We start from the raw sequence: 21,310 nt of genomic DNA, 5'->3' as shown, positions 1-21,310 counted from the left end.
TTTTTTTATATAGTCTTATCTTTGAAGTACTCCTCCAAAAAGCCACGAAACCCAATAATATAAAACAACTAACGTGAACAATACAGTAGGCGGTATAACTACAGCTGTGATTTTTATATATTCCCACCAAGTAATTCTTACTTTCCCACGCTTTAAAATGTGCATCCACATTAGCGTAGCCAGCGTTCCCATAGGAAGCAGTAAAGATCCCATATCACTGCCAATGACGTTCGCAAGATACGAAATTTTCAAAGAGAGTAGATCCAGATGCATATGTGTTAATGTGAGTGTTCCCACCATGAGCGCAGGGTGATTATTAAATATATTGGAAAGCACGGTTAGCAGTACCCCCATCAACACACTCGCATGCAGGAGGCTTCCGGAAACCATAGGGCGCATGAATTCGATCAACCAGTTCGTTAGCCCGATGTTATTTAGTCCGTATATGATCACATACATACAAAATGCGAAAACGATAATATACCATGGCGTTTTTTTCAACATATCGACTGGAGGTATTTTTAAATAAATCCATCTCCATCCTAAAAGGACAAGCGAGCCAATGACAGCCATAAGGGAGACCGGAATGGACAAAAACGATGCGACAAAGAGGCTGACACGGACAGCAAATACAAATAGTAAGACGTTTCGCATAAACCTTGAACGATCCTTCTCCGAAGCATATTTAGGACCCGGCTTGAGTGGATGGTAAGAAGGGAGTGACAGACCCGATACACTTGTGGGAACAGTTTTCGGTAAGATATTGCGAAAACGAAGGAACAGTAACCCAACTAAGAGTAGTAAACCAAGCGTTGCAGGAACAAACATCATCGCAGTATGCAAATACAAAGTCATATGAACGATTTTCAGAGCAATCAGATTTACGATATTACTTACACCAATTGGAGCACTTGAAGCGGTCGCAATTAAACCTCCGGACAGCAAATACGGAATTTTTTGATGGTTTTTTAAGCCCATATTGTTTAATAACATGACTAAAATTGGAGTTGTAATTAAAATACTTCCGTCATTATTAAAAAAGAGTGTCATGAGAAAACATAAAAGATTGACATACCAGAATAATCGAATGCCTGACCCCTTTGCTTTTGCTGCAAGCTTTTCTGCCACCCAGTGAAAAAACCCAAAGCTTTCTAAGACAATGGCCATTACGATCGTTGCCATAATGGTAATAGCGGCACCGCTGATGGTATCTGTAATAACCCATAAGTCTGATAATGAAACACTCCCACTGAGAAAGACAATAAAAGCACCTATTGCAGCAGGTATAGCTTCATTAATACCTTTTGGTCTCCAGAGAATAAATCCGAGGGTACCCAAAAATGTTAAAATGGTGATCCAAACCATTGGTTGAACCATATTTTTCCCCTTTCTTTCTATTTAGTTTTTCATGATGTTTTCATGAGACGACCGTACCTCCTCTTTGGTCCGTCCGCTCATCTCCCCCCCCTCCATCTATCCCTCTTGTGATGTTGTACTGTATTTATATGTATCATGAGTAAGACATGCATTGGGTTTGTACCCGTTTTTCCTTAATTCCACTAGAATCTATAAACAAATGTCATCTATTCATACAGCAATTTTAGCTTCACAACGAATGAGCACCATTAACGGTTGATGTATTTACTTTCAAAACTGTAAAATAGTGTTAAAAATGATATGATTTCAAGAAAGTGGACAAAGGAAATCCTCAAACGGCCAAAGAAAATATTATTAAGACATTAATGCAGTTTAAACACCATATGTTGAATGGTGTTTAATAATAAAAAAGCCGTCATTGGATGAACGGCTTTTTTTTGGTTAGCTATTTTTTTAATCTATAAGGAACGGTAGTTACGATAACATTTTTTTGATATATTAAGTAAAGTCTTAATAGTAAACTTGATTGATTATGCAAAATATCATGCCATCTCTTCTTTGTGATAAATTGAGGAATCAGCACAGATATCGTTAAATTGCTTTCAGCAGCCTTTTCCTCAGCTAAATCAATAAACCGGGCAACAGGTCGTAGTAAACTTCTGTAAGACGAATATAGTGTAACGAGACGAACTTCCGGCTTCCATTCCTTCCACTTATCCTCCATCCGTTTTTCACTTTCACGATCAAATGCGACATAAACGGCAATTACTGTATCTCCAATTAATTTAGCGTAGTTCAAGGAGTTTTCTACCACTTTTGTAATTCCAGCAACCGGGACTATGACGACATTTCCTTCAAGCAACAAAGGCTCATCATCAGACATAACCCTAAGTTGTTCCCCTACCGCTTCATAATGTCTTTTTATTGCATGACACACATAGACAATAAGCGGTAAGAAAATGAGGACATACCAGACCTGAGAGAATTTGGTGAGGAATAAAATGATCACCACCGTTAAGGTTATCAGGGCTCCAATTAAATTAATCGTCAATTTAAACATCCAACCTGGTGGTTTCTCTCTTATCCATTTGACAATCATTCCGGTTTGCGAAAGCGTGAAAGGAATGAAGACACCGACTGCATACAATGGAATGAGTTTTTCTGTGTTCCCGCTAAATATGATTATGAGTAAAATGGATGCGACACTAAGGGTGATAATACCATTTGAATAACCAAGCCGATCCCCGCGATTAAGAAACATTCTTGGCATGTACTTGTCTGTAGCAAAATTAACGGCCAGCATTGGAAAAGCAGAAAATCCAGTGTTAGCGGCTAGGACCAAAATAAGAGCAGTTGTCCCTTGAACAAAGTAATATAGGAAGTGCCTTCCCAATACCTTACCAGCCATTTGAGATACCACTGTTTCTTTGGCATTTGGTGAAATTCCCAACCAATAGGATAAAAACATAATACCTGAGAAAAGAATGGCTAAAATAATTCCCATCAATATTAATGTATGAACGGCGTTTTTTGCTTCAGGCTCTTTAAAATTAGGGACTGCATTTGAAACGGCTTCTACTCCGGTAAGTGCTGAGCAGCCAGATGAAAAAGCTCGCAGTAATAGAAACAGGCTAATTCCGGGAACCGCTGTCCCTATAGGCTTATGTAACTGAGCCGGTATTTGTCCGCTTGCCATTTGCCATAATCCTGCACCGATGAGGATAAGTAACGCCAAGACAAATAAATAAACAGGATAGGCAAGGACAGAGGCCGATTCCGTCACACCCCTGAGATTCAAAATCGTAATCAAAACAACTAACAAGGATGCGATAATCACATTAAAACTATGTAGTTGTGGAAAAGCAGATGTAATCGCATCTGTTCCGGCTGAGACACTAACGGCCACGGTTAAAATATAGTCCACTAATAATGATCCGCCTGCTACAAGCCCTGTATTTTTCCCGAGATTGCTTTTCGAGACGATGTAGGCACCGCCGCCATGAGGATAGGCATAGATAATTTGACGGTACGAAAGAATCAAAGCAGCCAAAAGTATTAACACGCCAATACCAATCGGTAGTGAATACCAAAACGCCACCAAACCTATCGTGGATAACACAATTAATACTTGTTCCGGACCATAAGCTACAGAAGAAAGGGCATCTGAAGACAAAATGGCAAGCGCTTTTAATATACCTAGTCTTTGTTCCCCTAATTTGCTGGATTTGAGTGGCTTTCCAATGAGAGCCCTTTTTAGCATCGTATACCGCATAGCATTTACCTCCGTAGGATTAATGCAAAAGATTTTATCTCTTTCGTAATAAACATGATTATGAGAGTATACTTCCCTCTCTAGTCCCTTCTTAAGCAAGTTAAGGTATAATTTCATTTACTTAATAATGATATCTCCCTTGGTGTTGGAAAGTATTTTTCAGAAGTTATGGGATAGACTTTCAGCCGGGGTATAAAATGGTTAATGTAATTAGATCGGTTAAGGTTACAATCCCTTGTGACACCTTTGTTAAAAATCAAAATCCGACTAAAATCGTTTTTAATCAAGGCTCTTTTCGTAAACTTTGTTGCTTTTGAAGCTTAATAAAGTTCATTTACTAAGTTTCCAGGCAATTTTCGCAAATATTCTTACGAAAAGATGCCACGAAGCTTCTAAATTATACGGGTTGATAAACTTATACGAAATAACAACAATCTATGCGAAAATAGCCTTAATCAAACGTGTGATTAAAGTTCACACTAACCCTACTAATAAAGGATTTCCACCGCAAAAAGCTTAAAAAAAATGTCACAAATTGGCCACCAAAATGCTCATACGCCCCTGTCCTTTTTGCCTCCGGATTTATATATAAAGGGTAAAAGGGTGGTGCATTTAAATGAATTTAAAATCAGGTCAAATTGAACGTTTTGAAGAATTTTCTCAGTTTACGAATCTTGAGGAGTTTAATCATCATATGGAGATGTGGATGGAAGCCCATAAGCACGATTTTACCAAAGGGGAATTAGTCGGTATAAAACGGCTGGTTCGTTTTTCAGCAAAAATTCCCGGAGTGTGTAACGCCAAGATTGGAACAGTGTTAAAAGCGATTAATGAGGACTATAGAAACAATGGCATCTCGCGCTCGACCTTTAAAAGGATGATCCAAAAGGCCATCGCTTTAGGGATAATGACCGTCTATGAAACGGAAAGGAAAAACGGCTCCCAATCCAGCAATCTTTACGTATTTAATCGGTTTCCTGCCAATGAACCACTCAAAGAGGATAAATTGGCCCGCCCTAATGAAACTAGTATTCTTTCTAAAACGAATAATCAAAAGATAAATAAACGTACAGAAGAACCGTCCGATCTTGATTACACCTATGTAAGCGACCGTGTTCCACAGCCATTCGTGCAGCTGGTAAAGTGTTTCTTTTCAGAGGCTAAGACCATTGAAGAATACTGGAGGATGACGCAAATTGCAGCCTATCGAAATAATTATGAAAAAGAAACGGGTAAAGTCCTGACCATCGCCATCGCTGCATTTAAGCAGTTCATTCGAAAACTAAAAACGGCCCAACCGGTAAGAAACCCAATTGCCTATTTCTATGGGATTTTAGATAACAAATTTGAGGGGCTCTTTGTTAAGGAGTTGTTTGAAATCGTGGATTGATCGGTTTCTCTCTTAATATTAAAAATAAGGCCCTATCGGCATTACGATAGGACCTGTGCATCTCTTTTTAATTTTTCATACGAGTAGTGAACAGCACTCCACATGTATGGGTTACTGATCCGAATAATCTCTATAACACTTTGCTTAAGAAAGCTTTGGTCCGTTCGTGCTGCGGGTTGCCGAATAAGGCATTCGGTTCATTTTCTTCGACAATATAACCGCCGTCCATAAAGATTACCCGGTCCCCCACTTCCCTGGCAAAGCCCATTTCATGTGTAACAACTACCATGGTCATACCTTCTTTAGCCAGCTGTTTCATTACCTCTAAAACGTCGCCTACCATTTCAGGGTCAAGTGCGGAAGTCGGCTCGTCAAATAACATAATTTTTGGATTCATTGCAAGTGCTCTTGCAATCGCAACCCGCTGTTTTTGTCCACCGGATAGTTCGCCCGGATAACTAGTTGCTTTTTCCTTTAGGCCCACTTTATCAAGCAGTTCCAGCGCTATTTTTTCCGCTTCTGATTTCTCAGTACCGCGAATTTTTATTGGCCCTAGCGTAATGTTCTCTAAAACGGTTTTATGAGGAAATAGATTAAATTGTTGAAAAACCATACCTACTTCTTGTCTAACTTTGTTTAAGTTAATTTTTGGATCGGTAATATCATAACCGTTAATCGTTACCTCGCCGCCTGAGATTTCCTCCAAGCGATTTAAACAGCGAAGGAAGGTACTCTTCCCTGATCCGGAAGGACCGATTACACAAATGACTTCTTTTTCTTGCACTACTGCATTGATATCTCTTAAAACCTCTACTTTTCCAAAAGATTTACTCAAGTTTTTTACAGTTATAATACTCATCGAAGTTGAATTCTCCTTTCGACGAAATTAGCAAGAATGGTTAACAAGTAAATGATAATAAAGTAAATAACACCAACAGCCAGCCAAATCTTAAATGCTTCAAAAGTCGCCGAAGCTTGAATCTGCCCTTGCTGTGTTAAATCTGCTATACCAATGACGGATAAAAGTGAAGTATCTTTCAAGCTAATGATTGACTGGTTCGTAATGGTAGGAAGCATTCTTCTAAATGCTTGTGGAAGTACTACATACCTCATGGTTTGTGCACCGGTAAATCCGATTGATCTTGCAGCCTCAGTTTGTCCCTTATCAATGGATTGGATGCCTGCTCTGATAATCTCAGCAAAATAGGCCCCTGCATTGATGGCCACGGTAATAATCCCAGCAACCGTACTATTTAGGGAAATCAAGTGTAATGAGTTAACACCAAAATAGATAAAAAACAATTGGACAATAAACGGCGTTCCACGAATGGCATCAACATAAACCTTTGCAATCCAGTTTAAGATTTTAATAGGTGCAAGTCGCAATAAGGCCACTACTAAACCGATTAAAAAACCAAGTATAATTGCTATTACAAAAATATAAAGGGTCACTTGAAGTCCCTGAAGTAAAATTGGCAATGCCGCAGCTATTATTTTCACTTAATTCATCTCCTTTCAAGTAAGAAGGCACGCAAATGCGCGCGCCTAGTGATGATTTAAATCTTATTTACCAATATATTTTTTGATAATTTTATCGTATGTTCCATCTTTTTGCAGTTCTGCAAGTCCTTTATCGATTTTTGCTAATAAATCTTTGTCTTGTCCTTTTAACACGGCAATACCGTATTTGTCTCCATTCAAACGATCACCCACGATTTTTAAACCAAGATCTTTTTGGGCAATTGCATAGGAGATGACAGGATAATCTTCGATTAGTGCATCAGCATTTCCGTTTGATACCTCCTGGAACATCGCAGGGCTATCATTAAATTGAACAACTTTAATTCCTAGTTTAGTAGCATTATCCAATGCATATTTAGAACCTGTCGTTCCTTTTTTAACTGCAACCGTTTTTCCTTTTAGGTCATCAACGGATTTAACTGTTGTATTATCCTTTTTGACAACAACTGTTAATCCTGCATTAAAATATGGTGTTGAGAAATCAACGACCTTCTTTCTTTCATCTGTAATGCTCATGCCGGCAATCGCTACATCAAGCTGATTGGCTTGCATGGCAGGTATAATTCCGCCAAAGTCCATTGGAGAAAGATCGATTTTAAAGCCTTGATTTTTGGCAATTGCATTCATTAAATCAATATCAATTCCTTTATACTCGTTACCTTCTTTAAATTCAAACGGCGGATACGTGGTATCTACTCCAACTTTATAGACCTTACCGCCTTTTCCACTATCACTTGCAGAATTATTAGAACTACAAGCAGCGATAAGAAGAGAAAGGATTAAAAACAAACCAAATAAACCAAACTTTTTCACAAAAATCACTCCCATTTCCTTTGTGCTATTTTCACTATGAAAATAGTTATTTCATTTTTATACTATAACATAAAAATAAATATTTGAAATAGTAGAAATTTTTTATATTAATTCATTTTAATATAGAAATTACAAATATCTAAATATTTAAAATACTTATATAGATGCCCCTAGAAATCATGCGAAAAAGTTTGTTGCTGATTTTCGCGGAAAAGAATTTTGTTATTCTTAAATAGTATCAATAGTTAATAAAAATAAATAACTGTTAATAGTTTAACAGAATCGTATTCTCTTCAAACACTACAATTGAATGATTTTCGATGCTTCGGATCACCTATTATTGAATAGGTAATTCGTCCAGTATATTCTATTTTCGACTATTTATGACAAATTACGGACAGAAACTTATAGAGACTGACGAATATTACATATGGGGATATATTTGTTATCGCTGACATTTAGTAAAAAATAGAGAGTTAAGTGAAAACCACAAACATATACCCGTCAATAAGTGAACGGATTATTTTACACCATAATGGGGGTAGCTGGAGAATTGGTTATTACGACGAAAGAGATTTTTGCAGATGGAGAATTAGCACTAAGCAGGAAAGAAACGCACGGAAAAAGCAAGCAAACCAAAAGTGAACCGGTTTTTACTTCAAGGATGGAAAAACGCGAGTATTACAACGAGAATTATTTTAATATTCGAAATGTCTTAGATATTAAAGGATTCCTAAAAGATATTCGTGATAATTGGGATACATATGTTTCACAGGTTCACCAATGGATTCAAAAAAATCCGGTAAAAAAACTTGTCGTAACCGGCATTTTTACTATTGTTCTTGGCTTTTTAGGAAGCAATGCGGATGCAGCCTATATTCAAGAATATACGTACCAGGTAAAAAGCGGTGATACAATTGAAAATATCGCAGCAAAACATGGTGTTACAGCACAGGAAATTTTAGATGCCAATGGGCTATCTTCCATTGCCGGTAAAAAAATTCTTTTACCAAAAGTAAACAACAGTACGGTTACCGCCACAATCCTAAATATTCGGTCTCAGCCCAAAACTGAAAGCAGTATTATAGGAAACTTAAAAAAAGGGGATGTTGTTAAGGTAGCCTACGTAGAAAATGGATGGGCCGGCATTCTTATTAGTGGAAGAGTTTGTTTTGTGAGCGCTGACTTTCTAACAATAAATTCAGCAGCTGCTAAATCTCAAGCAAAAACGATGTATGTAACAGCAACCTCGTTACGGGTTAGAGAAGCAGCTTCTACGAACAGCGCTTTACTAGGTTCACTTAAATTAAACGACCGTGTGTCTGTAGAATTAACTTCTAACGGCTGGGCTCAGATTCAATTCAACGGCAAAGCAGCGTTTGTAAGTGATACCTATTTAACGAATAACGAACCGCCAAAAACACAAAATGATGCAGTTAATGACAACAACACAAGCACAAGTTCATCTGTGTATGTGATTAAGAAGGATGATACGTTTACAAAAATCGGGAAAGCTCTAGGTATCTCTGTCGCATCCCTTCAAGATCTAAATCCAACAGTAGACTCTTCCAAGTTGAAAATTGGACAAAAAATCAACATCCCTGCCGTAACGGCAGCTGATACGAATGAATTAAAAGTAACCGCTCAAATTGGAGGGGTAGACCCGCAAGGAACTTTCCGTTTTCTCACGTCAGATGGCAGAACTTATGCGGCAAAGGCATCAGGCAACATGTTAAATGAATTATTTGAACTAGAAGGAAAAAAAGTAACACTAACTCTTAAGGGAAAAAGGGGTCAACAATTGACTTTAATTTCGCTTCATTAAATATGTGATTGGCAGGTTAGAGCTCCATCCACTATTTGCTGTAATTCTTACATTTCCCGAGAAATTTCTACAAAAAAACCATTTAATCAAACGTTTGATTAAATTTGCTACAAAGCTTTACTTAATAAGCAATTCACTCTTTAATCTCTTGGAAAAGTTGTCATCTATTTTTCACAGAAATTATCGAAATATAACGAATCAGTGTACTATGGTTCGCGGTTCAAACATTCATTCAATCGGGTAGTGACTGGCACGGAAATTAGAAAGAGACCGGAATCTATAAAGCCGGTCTCTTTTAAGGTGCTTTTACTAATGAAAAGACTCCAATCATGATTACAACAATACTAATAATCTTTTGTAAACCGAGGGGACGTGCTGCACCAAATAATCCGAAATGATCGATGAGGGAGGATGAGATAATTTGCCCTGATATAATTAATACAAATACGGAAAGTGTTCCAATCGAACGAATGGATGAGGATACGCTGAACATCATGATAACACCCAATGCCCCGGCTACTATCATCCATGGCGAGGAAATGGAAGCAATTGTACTGAATCCCCTTCTCAATAAAATCACAGCGGCTACAATAACTTGTACGAGGGATACACCTATAATCATGCCATATTGCCCGGATACTTTACCGATTTGTGCATTTATGGATGCTTGAAAAGCGCCCAATATTCCGGCAGAAAACGCTAATAATATACTTGTTAGATTCCCACTCATGATTTACTCCTTAACGATTACAAAGTGATTAATCTTCAAAAAACCTAAATAATGCTCAGTGCTACGGTAAAGACCGAAAGAAACGGTCCGGCCACTCCATTTTCACATGGAAATTATAAAGCAGGGCATGTGTAAATATGACGGCATTTACCCATTTTGTCTTAAAACAGAGAGGTTTTTTCTCCAGCCATTCCAATGGGTCCACTTGAACAGAAAAATCGCTGTACTCCTCAAATGTTCCATCATATCCTTTAGGCCAGTATTTTTTTAATGGATGGAAAGGCACTCGCCCTCCTGTCTTCACATGTTCATACGTTTCCCTTAGCCATTGAGGCAAAGAAACCCCCGTTAATGGCTCCACCATGTTTTCCCATCCGCATAGCAGCGATCCATGCTTTCCCCATTCAATCCGAATCATTGGCCGCTGCTGATTGCTATGCGCCTCAACGACTGCCGCTTTCGATTCCAATACTCTGGCATGGAACCAGCCCATAACGTTTGTCACTTCTTCTTTTTCCCGATTGTATTCCACCCAAACCTCTTCATGATCGCATGGTTCATAATCATCGGGGTAATCATAATCATCTTCCCAAAATAGATGATACCCAATCAAAGGCTTGTCCGGATGATGTACTGCAACGATATCCTTTAGCGGGAAACATTCTTTCTGGTTAATTAAGAGGACGGGGCAAAACTTTTGAATCATCCGTTCCTCCTTCAATGTTAAAGGAAGAAGCGGATCTAGCTCAAATACCTTTCGATACTGCTCTCCTGCTCGGCGCAAATTTCCGTCCAAATGATAGAATTCCGCCTGTTGTGAAACATAGGATACATTTGTTGGCTCCGCTTTTTTTAATAGCTCAAGCTGCCTAATACCCAGATTATAGAATTCAATGGCTGAAATTTTATTATCATGTGTCAATTCAATGATTTTTTCGTTTTTCTTTTTAAATTCATATAAAAACGTATCTATCAAAGCCTTGTCCTCCTAATGATTCCTTTAGACTAGTGTTCTCTTAATTCCATTAATGTTTTGACTTCATGGGTAGTAATAGAATGTACGCCCATCTTCAAAAATTTCTCCATTGCATGCGGTTCATCAATCGTCCAGACTAAAACAGGCAAGCAGCGCCTTCTGGCAACATCCAGCAATTCTTCCCGGCAAAGTGAATAGTTGATATTAATCCCGCAACAGGAGGCATCTATCGCATCCTGGCACGTTTCTCTAATAAAAGATTCATAATTCATTTTCATAGACTGAATACCGGCATTTGCATTGGCATTCAGCAGAACTTGATAGGGACGGTAATGAATCTTTAAATAAGCCGCCCGTTCTTTCTCACATCCGCTAATAATCACAGAATCTCTCATCTTATAGTTCTCGATTACTTGTATCATCGGATGAATCGCACTGTCCTCTTTAATATCGAGATTGATCATTCGATGATTTTCCAGAATAAGCGGTAGAATAGCTTCAAGTTGGATAATATCTTCATTTTGCGCAAAATTCTTTAATTCCTTAAAGGTTAATTCCTGTATCGCACTGCTTCCGAATGGTGTGGAAATATATTCATCATGCCTGAGGACAACAACCTGGTCTTTCGTGGCCCTGACATCTACTTCAATAATTTCTGCCCCTGCTTTTAAACCTTCAAGTACCGACTGAATGGAATTTTCAGGCGTATTCATGCAGCCACTATGAGCTGTAATAAAAGACCGTCTCATTTTTAACTACACTTCCTCTCACTTTTCATTCTCATTCCTATTTAAGAAGTTTCAAAAATGAATCATGAATAAATCCGTTTGAGGCTACAAGTGTACGGTCTTCAAGATGAAACAGCTGACCGCACCGTGTGGTTACTTTTCCACCGGCTTCTCGTAGAATCAGCAGCCCGGCTGCTGTATCCCATGGGTTAAGCTCGTCATGCCAAAACCCTGATAACAATCCTTTAGCAACAAAACATAAGTCTAAACTGGAAGCTCCAAGCAGCCGAATACTTCTGCACTTCCCTGTTAGAGCATCGATTTGCTTGACGACAGCCGAGTTTTCCTTCCATTCTTTAGATGGATACCCTGTGGCAATTACAGCTTCTTCTATTTCTGTCTCGTTACTTACCCGGATCGGTGTTTCATTATAAAAAGCACCTTCGCCTTTTACCGCATAATAAAGGTCATTGGTGATTGGATTATACACGACGCCAACCGTCAGTACTCCATCTTGTACAATTCCAATGGAAACGGCGAAATGAGGGATTCGATGAATAAAATTAGTTGTTCCGTCAATCGGATCGATAACCCAGCCAATTCCGCTCTTTTTCTGCTTTATGATTTCAAAAGGATTTTCTTGTCCATTTGCTTCCTCTGATAAAATCCAATGGTCAGGATACAAGGTCTTAATTCGTTCCCTTAAGAAATCTTCACACTGTTGATCCACTTCTGTTACAAGATCCGCATGATTCAGTTTCTGTTTAATGCTGTTACTTTGATGGATATTTTCTCGTATTAGCTGTCCTGCCTCTTTCGCAAATTCAATGGATGACGTAAGTAACTCGTTTTTCATGTTCATACAAGCCTTTCACCAGTTTTCGCATCAAATAGATGTACCGCGTCCTTCTTTACGGATAAGTATAGAATGGAACCGGCCTTAGGCATTAATTGCGGCGGTACCATAAAGCGAATATAGCTTTTTTCCATTTCAGCACTCACTAGAGTTGCATGCCCCAAGGATTCCGCCAGTAACACCTTCACTTTAAATTGAAGGTCACCCTCACTGCCAACATGAATTTCATGTGGACGAATGCCAAGGGAAACAGATGTATTGTCCTCAATCGGTACATTGATTGGGAAGGTAAACTTGGTTTCCCCTGTCTTGAAATACAAGGAGCTTTCATTGGATACTAATGTCCCCTCGATAATGTTCATTGGCGGTGTGCCAATAAATTGAGCAACAAAGAAATTTTGCGGCTGCTGATATAAATCCATAGGGGTGCTGTATTGAACAATGTTCCCTTCCTTCATTACAGCGATCCGATCCGCCATCGTCATAGCCTCTTCTTGGTCATGAGTAACCATAATGGTTGTGATACCAAGATCCTTTTGCAGACGACGTATTTCTTCTCTCATCTCAATCTTCAGCCGGGCATCCAGATTGGATAAAGGTTCATCCAGTAATAACACGCGCGGTTCTTTTACGATTGCCCTTGCGAGTGCAACCCGTTGCTGCTGTCCACCTGATAGCTCTGAAGGCTTACGGTCTAGGAAACTTTCAAGATATACTCTCTTAGCAGCTTCTCTTGCTCGTTGATATCTCTCTTCCTTAGGCACCTTCATTTGCTTTAGAGGGAAAGCGATATTATCCAATACCGTCATATGCGGGTATAATGCATAACTTTGAAAAACCATACCAATGTTCCGATCTTTTGTTTCTACATCATTAACAGGTTCATCATCGAATAAAATAGTTCCGGCATTCGGTTTAATGATCCCTGCAATCATCAGCATGGTGGTTGATTTCCCGCAGCCGCTGGGTCCCAATAATGCTACGAGTTCTCCTTCAGGAATCATTAAATCTAAATTTTTAATGGTATTCGTATTTTTATTAAATGCCTTTGAAACATTCCTTAGTTCAATTTTCATACCCTTTTTCCTCCACCTGCACTGACTTGAAGCAGTGATTTCTGTGTTGTAATAAACATGACAATAATAGGCAACATATAAAATAAGGAAACTGCACTTAACAATCCGTAATTAATCATGTTTGGATCACTAATAAGTTTTTGGAGGTAAGCAGACAATGTGACGTTTTCATCACTGACAATAAAACTATACAAAAGAAGAAATTCGGACCAGCCGGATAAAAATGAAAATATTGTTACCGCAGCAATCCCCGGTTTAACTAGAGGTAGAACAATTTGATACCAAACTTTAAGGCGGCTGCAGCCATCGATTAAACCGGCCCATTCAACATCCCACGGCACCTCATCAAAGAAGCCTTTAACAATCCATGCTGTCATCGGTACTTGGAGCGCCGTTTTGACGAGGATTACTCCCCACAATGTGTCATATAAGCCTAAGAAATTTAAAATATAAAAAACGGCAATCAACAAGGCGACACTTGGAAATGCATGCAATAATAACGTCACTTTCATGAGTCTTTGACGTCCGGGAAAGTTTAAGCGTGCCAGTGCGTACCCAGCCATTAACCCAATAACCACTTCGAATAACGTTAACATCCCCGAAAAGAAAATAGAATTCCATGTTGCTGTCCAAATACTTGGAAGCACTGTTCCTCCTTGCTTGATGTTAGACCAAAGAAATCTCCAATTTTCTAATGTGAAATGATCAGGAATGAAACCGTACTTCATTCTAGTAGAAAACGAGTTAAGGATTAACCAAATATACATTATAAGAATAGGTAAAGTTGTGATACCTAGAACAATATAGGCGATAAAGTATGGTGATTTACGTAACCACTTCATAAAACGTTGATATCCCCTTCCTTAATCGATACGCGAATTCTTTATCATTTTGTTCATCCCAAATACCTTCCACATAATAAAGGAAAGGATCAGTGCAATGACAACAAGGACTAACGCAACAGCAGAACCATATCCAAATTCAAAGTTTTGGAAAGCACTATGAAAAGAATAAAGAGAAAGCACTTCACTTTCATGTAATGGTCCTCCTTTAGTCAAGAGAAGAATGTATTCATAGGAGGTTAATAAAGAAAGCAACTGCCACATCGTTACAAACATCATAGGCCAGCGTAAAGAAGGAATGATAATCTCATAGATGATCGACCAAGTAGATGAACCATCCACCTTGGCAGCATGATATAAATCCTGCGGTATGGATTTTATGGCTGAAGAAAAAATAATCATGCCGTAAGACGCCCCGATGACTCCATTAGCTAAAATGACGACGAGCATCGGATGAGTTGTCAGCAATGCCTGAGGTCCCATATGCAAAAGAGAACGGATGCTGTTGAGTACACCATATTGGCTTGAATCTAAAAACCATAACCATAGTAAAATATAGACAACCGGAGGAGACATGCGAGGAAGCATCCAAATTGTCCTGATAAATAGACTGACAGACTCTTTCTGAATAAAATATGTGGTAATAATCGACAAGATCAATCCGAATATAACGTTAATCATTAGAGTAAACACTACATAAACCAGTGTATGGTTAAGGATTTCCAATATGTTTGGATCATAGAACAGCCTTTGAAAATTAGCCAACCCATTAAAGGTCCATTGCATCGCAGAATCCATATTGGTAAATGCCAAAATGGTAATCAAAATAACCGGTAAGAAAAAGAAGATGGCAATTAACAAGATAAACGGACCCAGCATGACAGTCGGAAAGCCCCATCTTCGGAAAAAAAGCATCGAATTTCCTCCTTAAAATGTTTGTACCTGGCATAAAGCCAGGTACGGAAGCAATGTGTTATTCAACCACTTTTAAGTTATCACCTAGAGAGGATTTTAGTTCGGTTTCTACATCCTTTAAGGCTTCTTCCGGTGTTTTCTTGCCTAATTCAACTGCTTGGATTGCTCCAAAAATAGACTTTGAATACGTAGGGAATCCTTGGGCATTTGGCAAGAAAGTTGTATAGTCCAGCATATAAGTGGTTTTGCCTAATGTAATATCATTTTTAAATGTTGGTTCCTCTGATGCCTTTTTGGTTACTGGTAAATGTGTAGTACTAACATCATGCTCAGCTTGAAGCTTTGGATCCGCAACCAGTTCTATTAATCGCTTGGCAAGTTCCGGATGCTTGGATTGAGAGGAAACAGTATACACAAATGGGTGTGATAATGTTACTGCTTTTCCACCTTTATCAGCTGCAGGAATCAGCATCATGCCGAAGTGATCATTTACCCATTTCGCGTCTACTTTTCCAAGCTTTTCATGGAAGTTATCTTGACTCCAGTTGAATACATTCCAAATACCACCGTAGAAGAACAGGGACTTCCCGTTTACAACCGTTTTATGAATGCTTGGCCAGTCCATGGATGTAAGATTATCCGGGATCAATTTCTTTTGTGCAAGATCATAGAAGTAGTTCAATTGTTTTAATACAGCTTTTTTATCAAGAACAAGTTTGTTTTCTTTCTGGTCATATAACTTTGCACCAAAATCATAGGCCATTTCTTGGAAGTCCGGACCGTCTACCGGGCGATGAATGACGCCATATTGAACGAAACCTTTTGCCTTTGCTTCTTCCGCCAATTTAGTCATATCATCCAGAGTAAATTCGCCTTTCTTGACTAGCTCAGGAAGGTTATTAATCTGATCATCCGACCATCCCAGCTGCTTTAATACATCTTTGTTATAAAATACAGGTCTTGCTTCTGTATCCTGTGGAATTCCATAGGTATGATCCTTGTATTTAACAGACTTCCATAGGGTTGGGAATACATCTGAATAGGCTTTATCTTTCTTTACATCATCTAATGGCTGAATATAATGCCCATCTGCGAGCCAGCCGATATTATCATGGCCTGTAGCATAAATATCCGCCTCTTTCTTTGCTTTAAAAGACAGCATGAATTGTTTTGCGTAATCATCCCAACTTCCTTGGAAGTCATTCGTTTCTACGCGGACTGTCGTATTCTTACCTTCTTTTTTGAGCTCGCTGTTAAGTTGTACAGCCGCTTTAACTAAATTATCTACGCGTGTTTTTTCAGCTCCTGCTGTTTGAGCCTTAATGACCACTACCTCATTTGCTTTTGCATCTGCGGCCTTGTCTTGATTACCGCAACCGGAAAGAAGACCTACACCTAATACTGTCGAAATCAGTACTGCCGGAACCATTTTCTTCATGTGTTTCACCTCATAGTTTTTATGTGGGAAGGTTCCCACATTTTTTATATTTGTATAGATAATGAAATAAATACCGGTGAGAAATATTAATCTATTTGTTTTTTAATATAATGCTAGCTTAATATCCATATGAAGATTTCAGGAACCATTACACCGCCTTATAATTAGTAGGATCATAGAAAGAAAAGGAATCTTATGTGGGAACGTTCCCACATTCTCATTAAAAATTTAAGGAATTTATCGTCTTCCATTTTTAATAGATTTCTGTTCTCTTTATATTTATAACTATAAAATAAAAGTATTTAGTTACTATTAATCTAATTTTAAGATACTGTAAATCTCGATTTACCTTTTTTACAATTGAATATTTATGTTTTACTAACAACCCAATACCTTCATACTAATTTTGTAGATGTTCGTATGATCATTTGAGGTTCATATTCGATTCGTTCCGGAGTCACTTGCTCTTTTTTTATTAACTGATCCAGCAGTAGCACAGCGTCTTCACCCATTCTCATATTATCAACCTTTACCGTTGTTAGAGATGGATGAAACATATTTGAATAGTCAATGTTATCAAATCCTGATATCGCCACATTATCCGGTATTTTTAAGCCCTTTTCCAAAAGTGCCTTCATCGCTCCCAAGGCCAACATATCGTTTGTAGCAAAAATAGCTGTCGGCTTTTTGTTACTGAATTGTTCCCAAATGATAGATAATCCCTTATACCCATCTTCATAGGTAGAGGTTGGAGAATAGAATATATCTTCTTGCCTGATAGAGCAACCCAGCTCATGCATGCGTGCAAAAAATCCCTGAAACCGCAAATGATGGCTGCGGTGTTCTTGAGGGCCGGCTATCACCAAGATATGCCTATGTCCCAGTTGGTATAAATGTTCTGCAACCATGATCCCGCCTTTTCTATCATTGTTAAAAATCTGAATCACATCATTCTTTTCCATTGTGCCGTTTACCATAAGATAAGGGATGTGAAATTTATCAATATGGCCAATGACCTCTTGGCTAAGCCGGCTGATTAAAATTAATCCGTCCACCCTTTTCTCAAGCATATCGTCAGCTGATATTAATGACATTTCCTTATCTGTTGTCACAAACACAGAGTAGTTCAGGCTGGCTGCAGTCATAAGAATAGCATCAAGTATCTTTCCGTAAAAGGGATGTGAAGCAATGGGATGATGCTGGCGATAAATGATGACGCCAATATTGTTTGTTCGTTGCGAAACCATGGCCCTGGCAACACCATTCGGTCTATATTGCATCTCTTTAATTGCCTTCAACACTTTCTCACGTGATTCCTTGCTTGCATATCCTTTTTCGGATATGACACGTGAAACGGTAGACTTTGATACGCCTGCCTGTAATGCTATATCGTTAATTGTGTAATTCACTGGATCACCTTCTAAGAATGTAGTTGCATATGAGAATAACGATTATCCTCATACGTTTTTACTATAAAAATCACCATCTATCGTTTTAATAGACTTAGAGTCGTTTTAAAAGCCTTCATTTCCTTGATCGTTGGATTCCATTGTTTTAAAGCCGTAATCAAAGAGCGCTTACAATAGCAGGTTGCACCTATCCCCAAGTTTTTTGCAATCATGGTGATCCGACGCATATGAAAGGAATTAGAAACAATAACGCATGATTGAAATCCCTCTTGCTCCATAATTTTCTTCGTGAATCGTAAATTTTCAACCGTATCTCTTGATTCATTTTCTACTAAAATACGGTTTGGTTCAATACCATGCTCGACCAGATAATCCTTCATTAATTCTGCTTCTGATTTAATCCAGCCAACAGCACCACCGGAAACAATTACCTTTTTATTGTTGTATTTCGCCATTTCAAGCAGCTGTAAAACAATTTCCAAACGCTCCTTAAGCAATGGGTCGAGATTATTTCCAGCCGTTTTATATCCAAGCACTACCACAACATCATGATTCCCAACCTCCAGCGGGGCGGACTGAATCCAGATAAACCAAATAACCATGATCATTAGACAAAAAAATAAAAATTGTATAATGGTTAATCAAGCCTCTCATCCGAAAAATTTATCCTAACCGGATACTTCTTAAGATTTTCAAGTAACTGGTTTATTTAACTCATAAAATATAGCTTAAATTCATTGTGGGACTATTGAAATAATGTTAAGAATTTGTTAATAACCATTGTTATTATTCTCCTTTTTAAAAAAGTAATTTAACTGAGTGTAACAGATATAAAAAAAAGACCCTAAACGGTCTTTTAATTTATATCTCACGATTCAATCAGTTACTTTTGTTACGGTTCACCATGGAGAATCTAAATAAGGTTATACAAATACTATTACTGAAATATAAAACAGTTCCTCTATAAGAACCTTTCACATTATTTGGAGAGTTGGTATATATTTTTCTAGAATTATTAAGAAAATATTCATTCTTTTTAGTTTGATCCACTGGTTTATTTTAATAAAATAGACTTAGAGTTTCTAAAAAAATAACAAAGGATGTGGACTATGCCTAATAAACCATATAAACCTCGTACTGAATCTGCTGAATTACTAATTCTGAAATCCTTAAACACTCGGATGGATTTGTCTGACAAAGACAAGCAGCACTATTTTAACCTTAAAAAGGGGTATGAAGGGGAGATAATGTTTGATTTATTAACTGAGAAGCTCCAGTGTGAATGCTTTATACTAAATGATTTGCTCCTCAAAGTAAATAACACTATGTTCCAAATAGATTCAATGATTATTATTTCAGAGACCATTTACTTTTATGAAGTGAAAAATTATGAAGGGGATTATTATTTCGGATCAGATAGATTTTACAAGAAACCTAAATTTGAAATTAATAATCCACTGCACCAATTGAACCGAAGCGAATCTTTATTACGCCAATTACTCTCCAATCTTGGATATAATATCCCCATAGATGCTTCTGTAGTTTTCATCAACCCCGAATTCACCTTATACCAATCACCTCTCAACAAACCATTAATTTTCCCAACTCAGGTTAATCGCTATTTAAAAACATTAAATACAACACCTTCCAAACTAAATGGAAAACACAAGATTTTGGCTGACAAATTAATATCGCTGCATATTGATAATCCTCCTTTTAAGCAGTTACCACCTTATGAATATGATCATCTGCAAAAAGGAATCACTTGTTCAGACTGTAGCTCATTTTCCATATCTGTCGAGGGAAAGAACTGTGTTTGTAAGGAATGTGGGCACGAAGAAGCGATTGCAAATGCAGTAATGCGGAATGTAAAGGAATTTAAACTTCTTTTTCCTAATCTAAAAATTACTACAAATGTAATTCATGAGTGGTGTACTGGAGTAGTATCTAAAAAGAGGATAAGGAGAATACTAGAAAAAAACTTCAAAATTGTAGGGGTTCATCAATGGTCTTACTATGAATGAAAAATAGATTGGTAATTATCATACTTTTTTGCTAATTTTTAATTCTTTAAAACTGTATGAAGGGCATTTTTCACGCCTTGCTGCTGGATTTTGTCCTTCATCCCCACTATGAAGGAACAATCTCTCTTTGGAAATCGGTCAAGTGGCCTTCATCCCCACTATGAAGCACCATTCTCTCTTTGGAAATCGGCCAAGTGGCCTTCATCCCCGCTATGAAGCACCATTCTCTCTTTGGAAACCGGTCAAGTGGCCTTCATCCTCGCTTTGAAGCACCATTCTCTCTTTGGAAATCGGTCAAGTGGCCTTCATCCTCACTATGAAGGACCATTCTCTCTTTGGAAACCGATTAAGCGGCCTTCATCCTCGCTATGAAGCACCATTCTCTCTTTGGAAACCGGTCAAGTGGCCTTCATCCTCACTATGAAGGACCATTCTCTCTTTGGAAATCGGTCAAGTGGCCTTCATCCCCGCTATGAAGCACCATTCTCTCTTTTGAAACCGGTCAAGTGGCCTTCATCCCCGCTATGAAGCACCATTCTCTCTTTGGAAACCCATTTAGTGGCCTTCATCCTCTCTATGAAGCACCATTCTCTCTTTGGAAACCGGTCAAGTGGCCTTCATCCTCGCTATGAAGGACCATTCTCTCTTTGGAAATCGGTCAAGTGGCCTTCATCCCCGCTATGAAGCACCATTCTCTCTTTGGAAACCGGTCAAGTGGCCTTCATCCCCGCTATGAAGCACCATTCTCTCTTTGGAAACCGGTCAAGTGGCCTTCATCCCCGCTATGAAGCACCATTCTCTCTTTGGAAACCCATTTAGTGGCCTTCATCCTCTCTATGAAGCACCATTCTCTCTTTGGAAATCGGTCAAGTGGCCTTCATCCCCGCTATGAAGCACCATTCTCTCTTTGGAAACCGGTCAAGTGGCCTTCATCCCCGCTATGAAGCACCATTCTCTCTTTGGAAACCCATTTAGTGGCCTTCATCCTCGCTATGAAGCACCATTCTCTCTTCGGAAATCGATTAAGTGGCCTTCATCCTCGCTATGAAGCACCATTCTCTCTTTGGAAACCAATTTAGTGGTCTTCATCCTCTCTATGAAGCACCGATCTCTCTTTG

The 21,310-nt window shown here is 38.4% G+C and carries 18 protein-coding genes; 3 read left to right on the top strand and 15 right to left on the bottom strand.

Annotated features, from left to right (window positions below):
- Positions 1-15 precede the first annotated feature (15 nt).
- Both AC3ANV_RS01935 and AC3ANV_RS01930 read right to left on the bottom strand, forming a co-directional pair.
- Complete coding sequence (locus tag AC3ANV_RS01935) at positions 16-1,377, bottom strand: arsenic transporter (protein ID WP_488312008.1); 1,362 nt, start codon at positions 1,375-1,377, stop codon at positions 16-18.
- A 445-nt stretch (positions 1,378-1,822) separates the two neighbouring features.
- A complete protein-coding gene (locus AC3ANV_RS01930) occupies positions 1,823-3,649 on the bottom strand; it encodes an APC family permease (protein WP_488312007.1) in 1,827 nt (608 codons plus the stop codon).
- 616 nt (positions 3,650-4,265) lie between these two features.
- On the opposite strand from AC3ANV_RS01930, the gene AC3ANV_RS01925 reads away from it, so the two are divergent.
- Positions 4,266-5,039, top strand: coding sequence for a hypothetical protein (locus AC3ANV_RS01925; protein WP_488312006.1), 774 nt, complete (start codon positions 4,266-4,268; stop codon positions 5,037-5,039).
- A 130-nt stretch (positions 5,040-5,169) separates the two neighbouring features.
- On the opposite strand, the gene AC3ANV_RS01920 is transcribed toward AC3ANV_RS01925, so the two are convergent.
- From AC3ANV_RS01920 to AC3ANV_RS01910, 3 genes are all read right to left on the bottom strand, one after another.
- Entirely contained in the window at positions 5,170-5,898 is a 729-nt protein-coding gene (locus AC3ANV_RS01920; RefSeq protein ID WP_488312005.1) for an amino acid ABC transporter ATP-binding protein, read from the bottom strand.
- Entirely contained in the window at positions 5,895-6,539 is a 645-nt protein-coding gene (locus tag AC3ANV_RS01915) for an amino acid ABC transporter permease (protein WP_488312004.1), read from the bottom strand. Before AC3ANV_RS01915 ends, AC3ANV_RS01920 begins: the two co-directional genes overlap by 4 nt.
- Positions 6,540-6,602: 63 nt before the next feature.
- Positions 6,603-7,373, bottom strand: a complete 771-nt coding sequence (locus tag AC3ANV_RS01910; RefSeq protein ID WP_488312003.1) for a transporter substrate-binding domain-containing protein — start codon at positions 7,371-7,373, stop codon at positions 6,603-6,605.
- 553 nt (positions 7,374-7,926) lie between these two features.
- On the opposite strand from AC3ANV_RS01910, the gene AC3ANV_RS01905 reads away from it, so the two are divergent.
- Positions 7,927-9,198, top strand: coding sequence for a LysM peptidoglycan-binding domain-containing protein (locus tag AC3ANV_RS01905; RefSeq protein ID WP_488312002.1), 1,272 nt, complete (start codon positions 7,927-7,929; stop codon positions 9,196-9,198).
- Positions 9,199-9,493: 295 nt separating this feature from the next.
- Here AC3ANV_RS01905 and AC3ANV_RS01900 read toward each other — a convergent pair whose 3' ends face one another.
- The 10 genes from AC3ANV_RS01900 to AC3ANV_RS01855 form a co-directional block, all read right to left on the bottom strand.
- Positions 9,494-9,928, bottom strand: coding sequence for a DMT family transporter (locus AC3ANV_RS01900; protein WP_488312001.1), 435 nt, complete (start codon positions 9,926-9,928; stop codon positions 9,494-9,496).
- A 61-nt stretch (positions 9,929-9,989) separates the two neighbouring features.
- A complete protein-coding gene (locus AC3ANV_RS01895; protein WP_488312000.1) occupies positions 9,990-10,904 on the bottom strand; it encodes a hypothetical protein in 915 nt (304 codons plus the stop codon).
- A gap of 29 nt (positions 10,905-10,933) precedes the next feature.
- Entirely contained in the window at positions 10,934-11,653 is a 720-nt protein-coding gene (locus AC3ANV_RS01890; RefSeq protein WP_488311999.1) for a glycerophosphodiester phosphodiesterase, read from the bottom strand.
- 37 nt (positions 11,654-11,690) lie between these two features.
- The gene (locus AC3ANV_RS01885) at positions 11,691-12,494 is read right to left on the bottom strand and encodes an inositol monophosphatase family protein (RefSeq protein ID WP_488311998.1); all 804 of its coding nucleotides are present in this window, start codon (positions 12,492-12,494) and stop codon (positions 11,691-11,693) included.
- Entirely contained in the window at positions 12,491-13,564 is a 1,074-nt protein-coding gene (locus AC3ANV_RS01880; protein ID WP_488311997.1) for an ABC transporter ATP-binding protein, read from the bottom strand. Before AC3ANV_RS01880 ends, AC3ANV_RS01885 begins: the two co-directional genes overlap by 4 nt.
- The gene (locus AC3ANV_RS01875) at positions 13,561-14,406 is read right to left on the bottom strand and encodes a carbohydrate ABC transporter permease (protein ID WP_488311996.1); all 846 of its coding nucleotides are present in this window, start codon (positions 14,404-14,406) and stop codon (positions 13,561-13,563) included. The genes AC3ANV_RS01880 and AC3ANV_RS01875 overlap by 4 nt, the downstream gene beginning before the upstream one ends.
- Positions 14,407-14,427: 21 nt before the next feature.
- Positions 14,428-15,321: a carbohydrate ABC transporter permease gene (locus tag AC3ANV_RS01870; RefSeq protein ID WP_488311995.1), complete on the bottom strand. Its 894-nt coding sequence runs from the start codon at positions 15,319-15,321 to the stop codon at positions 14,428-14,430.
- 58 nt (positions 15,322-15,379) lie between these two features.
- Positions 15,380-16,759: a sugar ABC transporter substrate-binding protein gene (locus tag AC3ANV_RS01865; protein WP_488311994.1), complete on the bottom strand. Its 1,380-nt coding sequence runs from the start codon at positions 16,757-16,759 to the stop codon at positions 15,380-15,382.
- A gap of 395 nt (positions 16,760-17,154) precedes the next feature.
- Entirely contained in the window at positions 17,155-18,168 is a 1,014-nt protein-coding gene (locus AC3ANV_RS01860; protein ID WP_488311993.1) for a LacI family DNA-binding transcriptional regulator, read from the bottom strand.
- A 77-nt stretch (positions 18,169-18,245) separates the two neighbouring features.
- Positions 18,246-18,710 (bottom strand): YdcF family protein, encoded by a 465-nt coding sequence (locus tag AC3ANV_RS01855; protein ID WP_488311992.1) that lies wholly within the window; start codon positions 18,708-18,710, stop codon positions 18,246-18,248.
- A gap of 567 nt (positions 18,711-19,277) precedes the next feature.
- On the opposite strand from AC3ANV_RS01855, the gene AC3ANV_RS01850 reads away from it, so the two are divergent.
- Positions 19,278-20,192, top strand: coding sequence for a nuclease-related domain-containing protein (locus AC3ANV_RS01850; protein WP_488311991.1), 915 nt, complete (start codon positions 19,278-19,280; stop codon positions 20,190-20,192).
- Positions 20,193-21,310 lie beyond the last annotated feature (1,118 nt).

Source organism: Neobacillus sp. DFD-2R (assembly GCF_057747865.1).
This window is presented reverse-complemented; position numbering and strand designations above follow the sequence as displayed.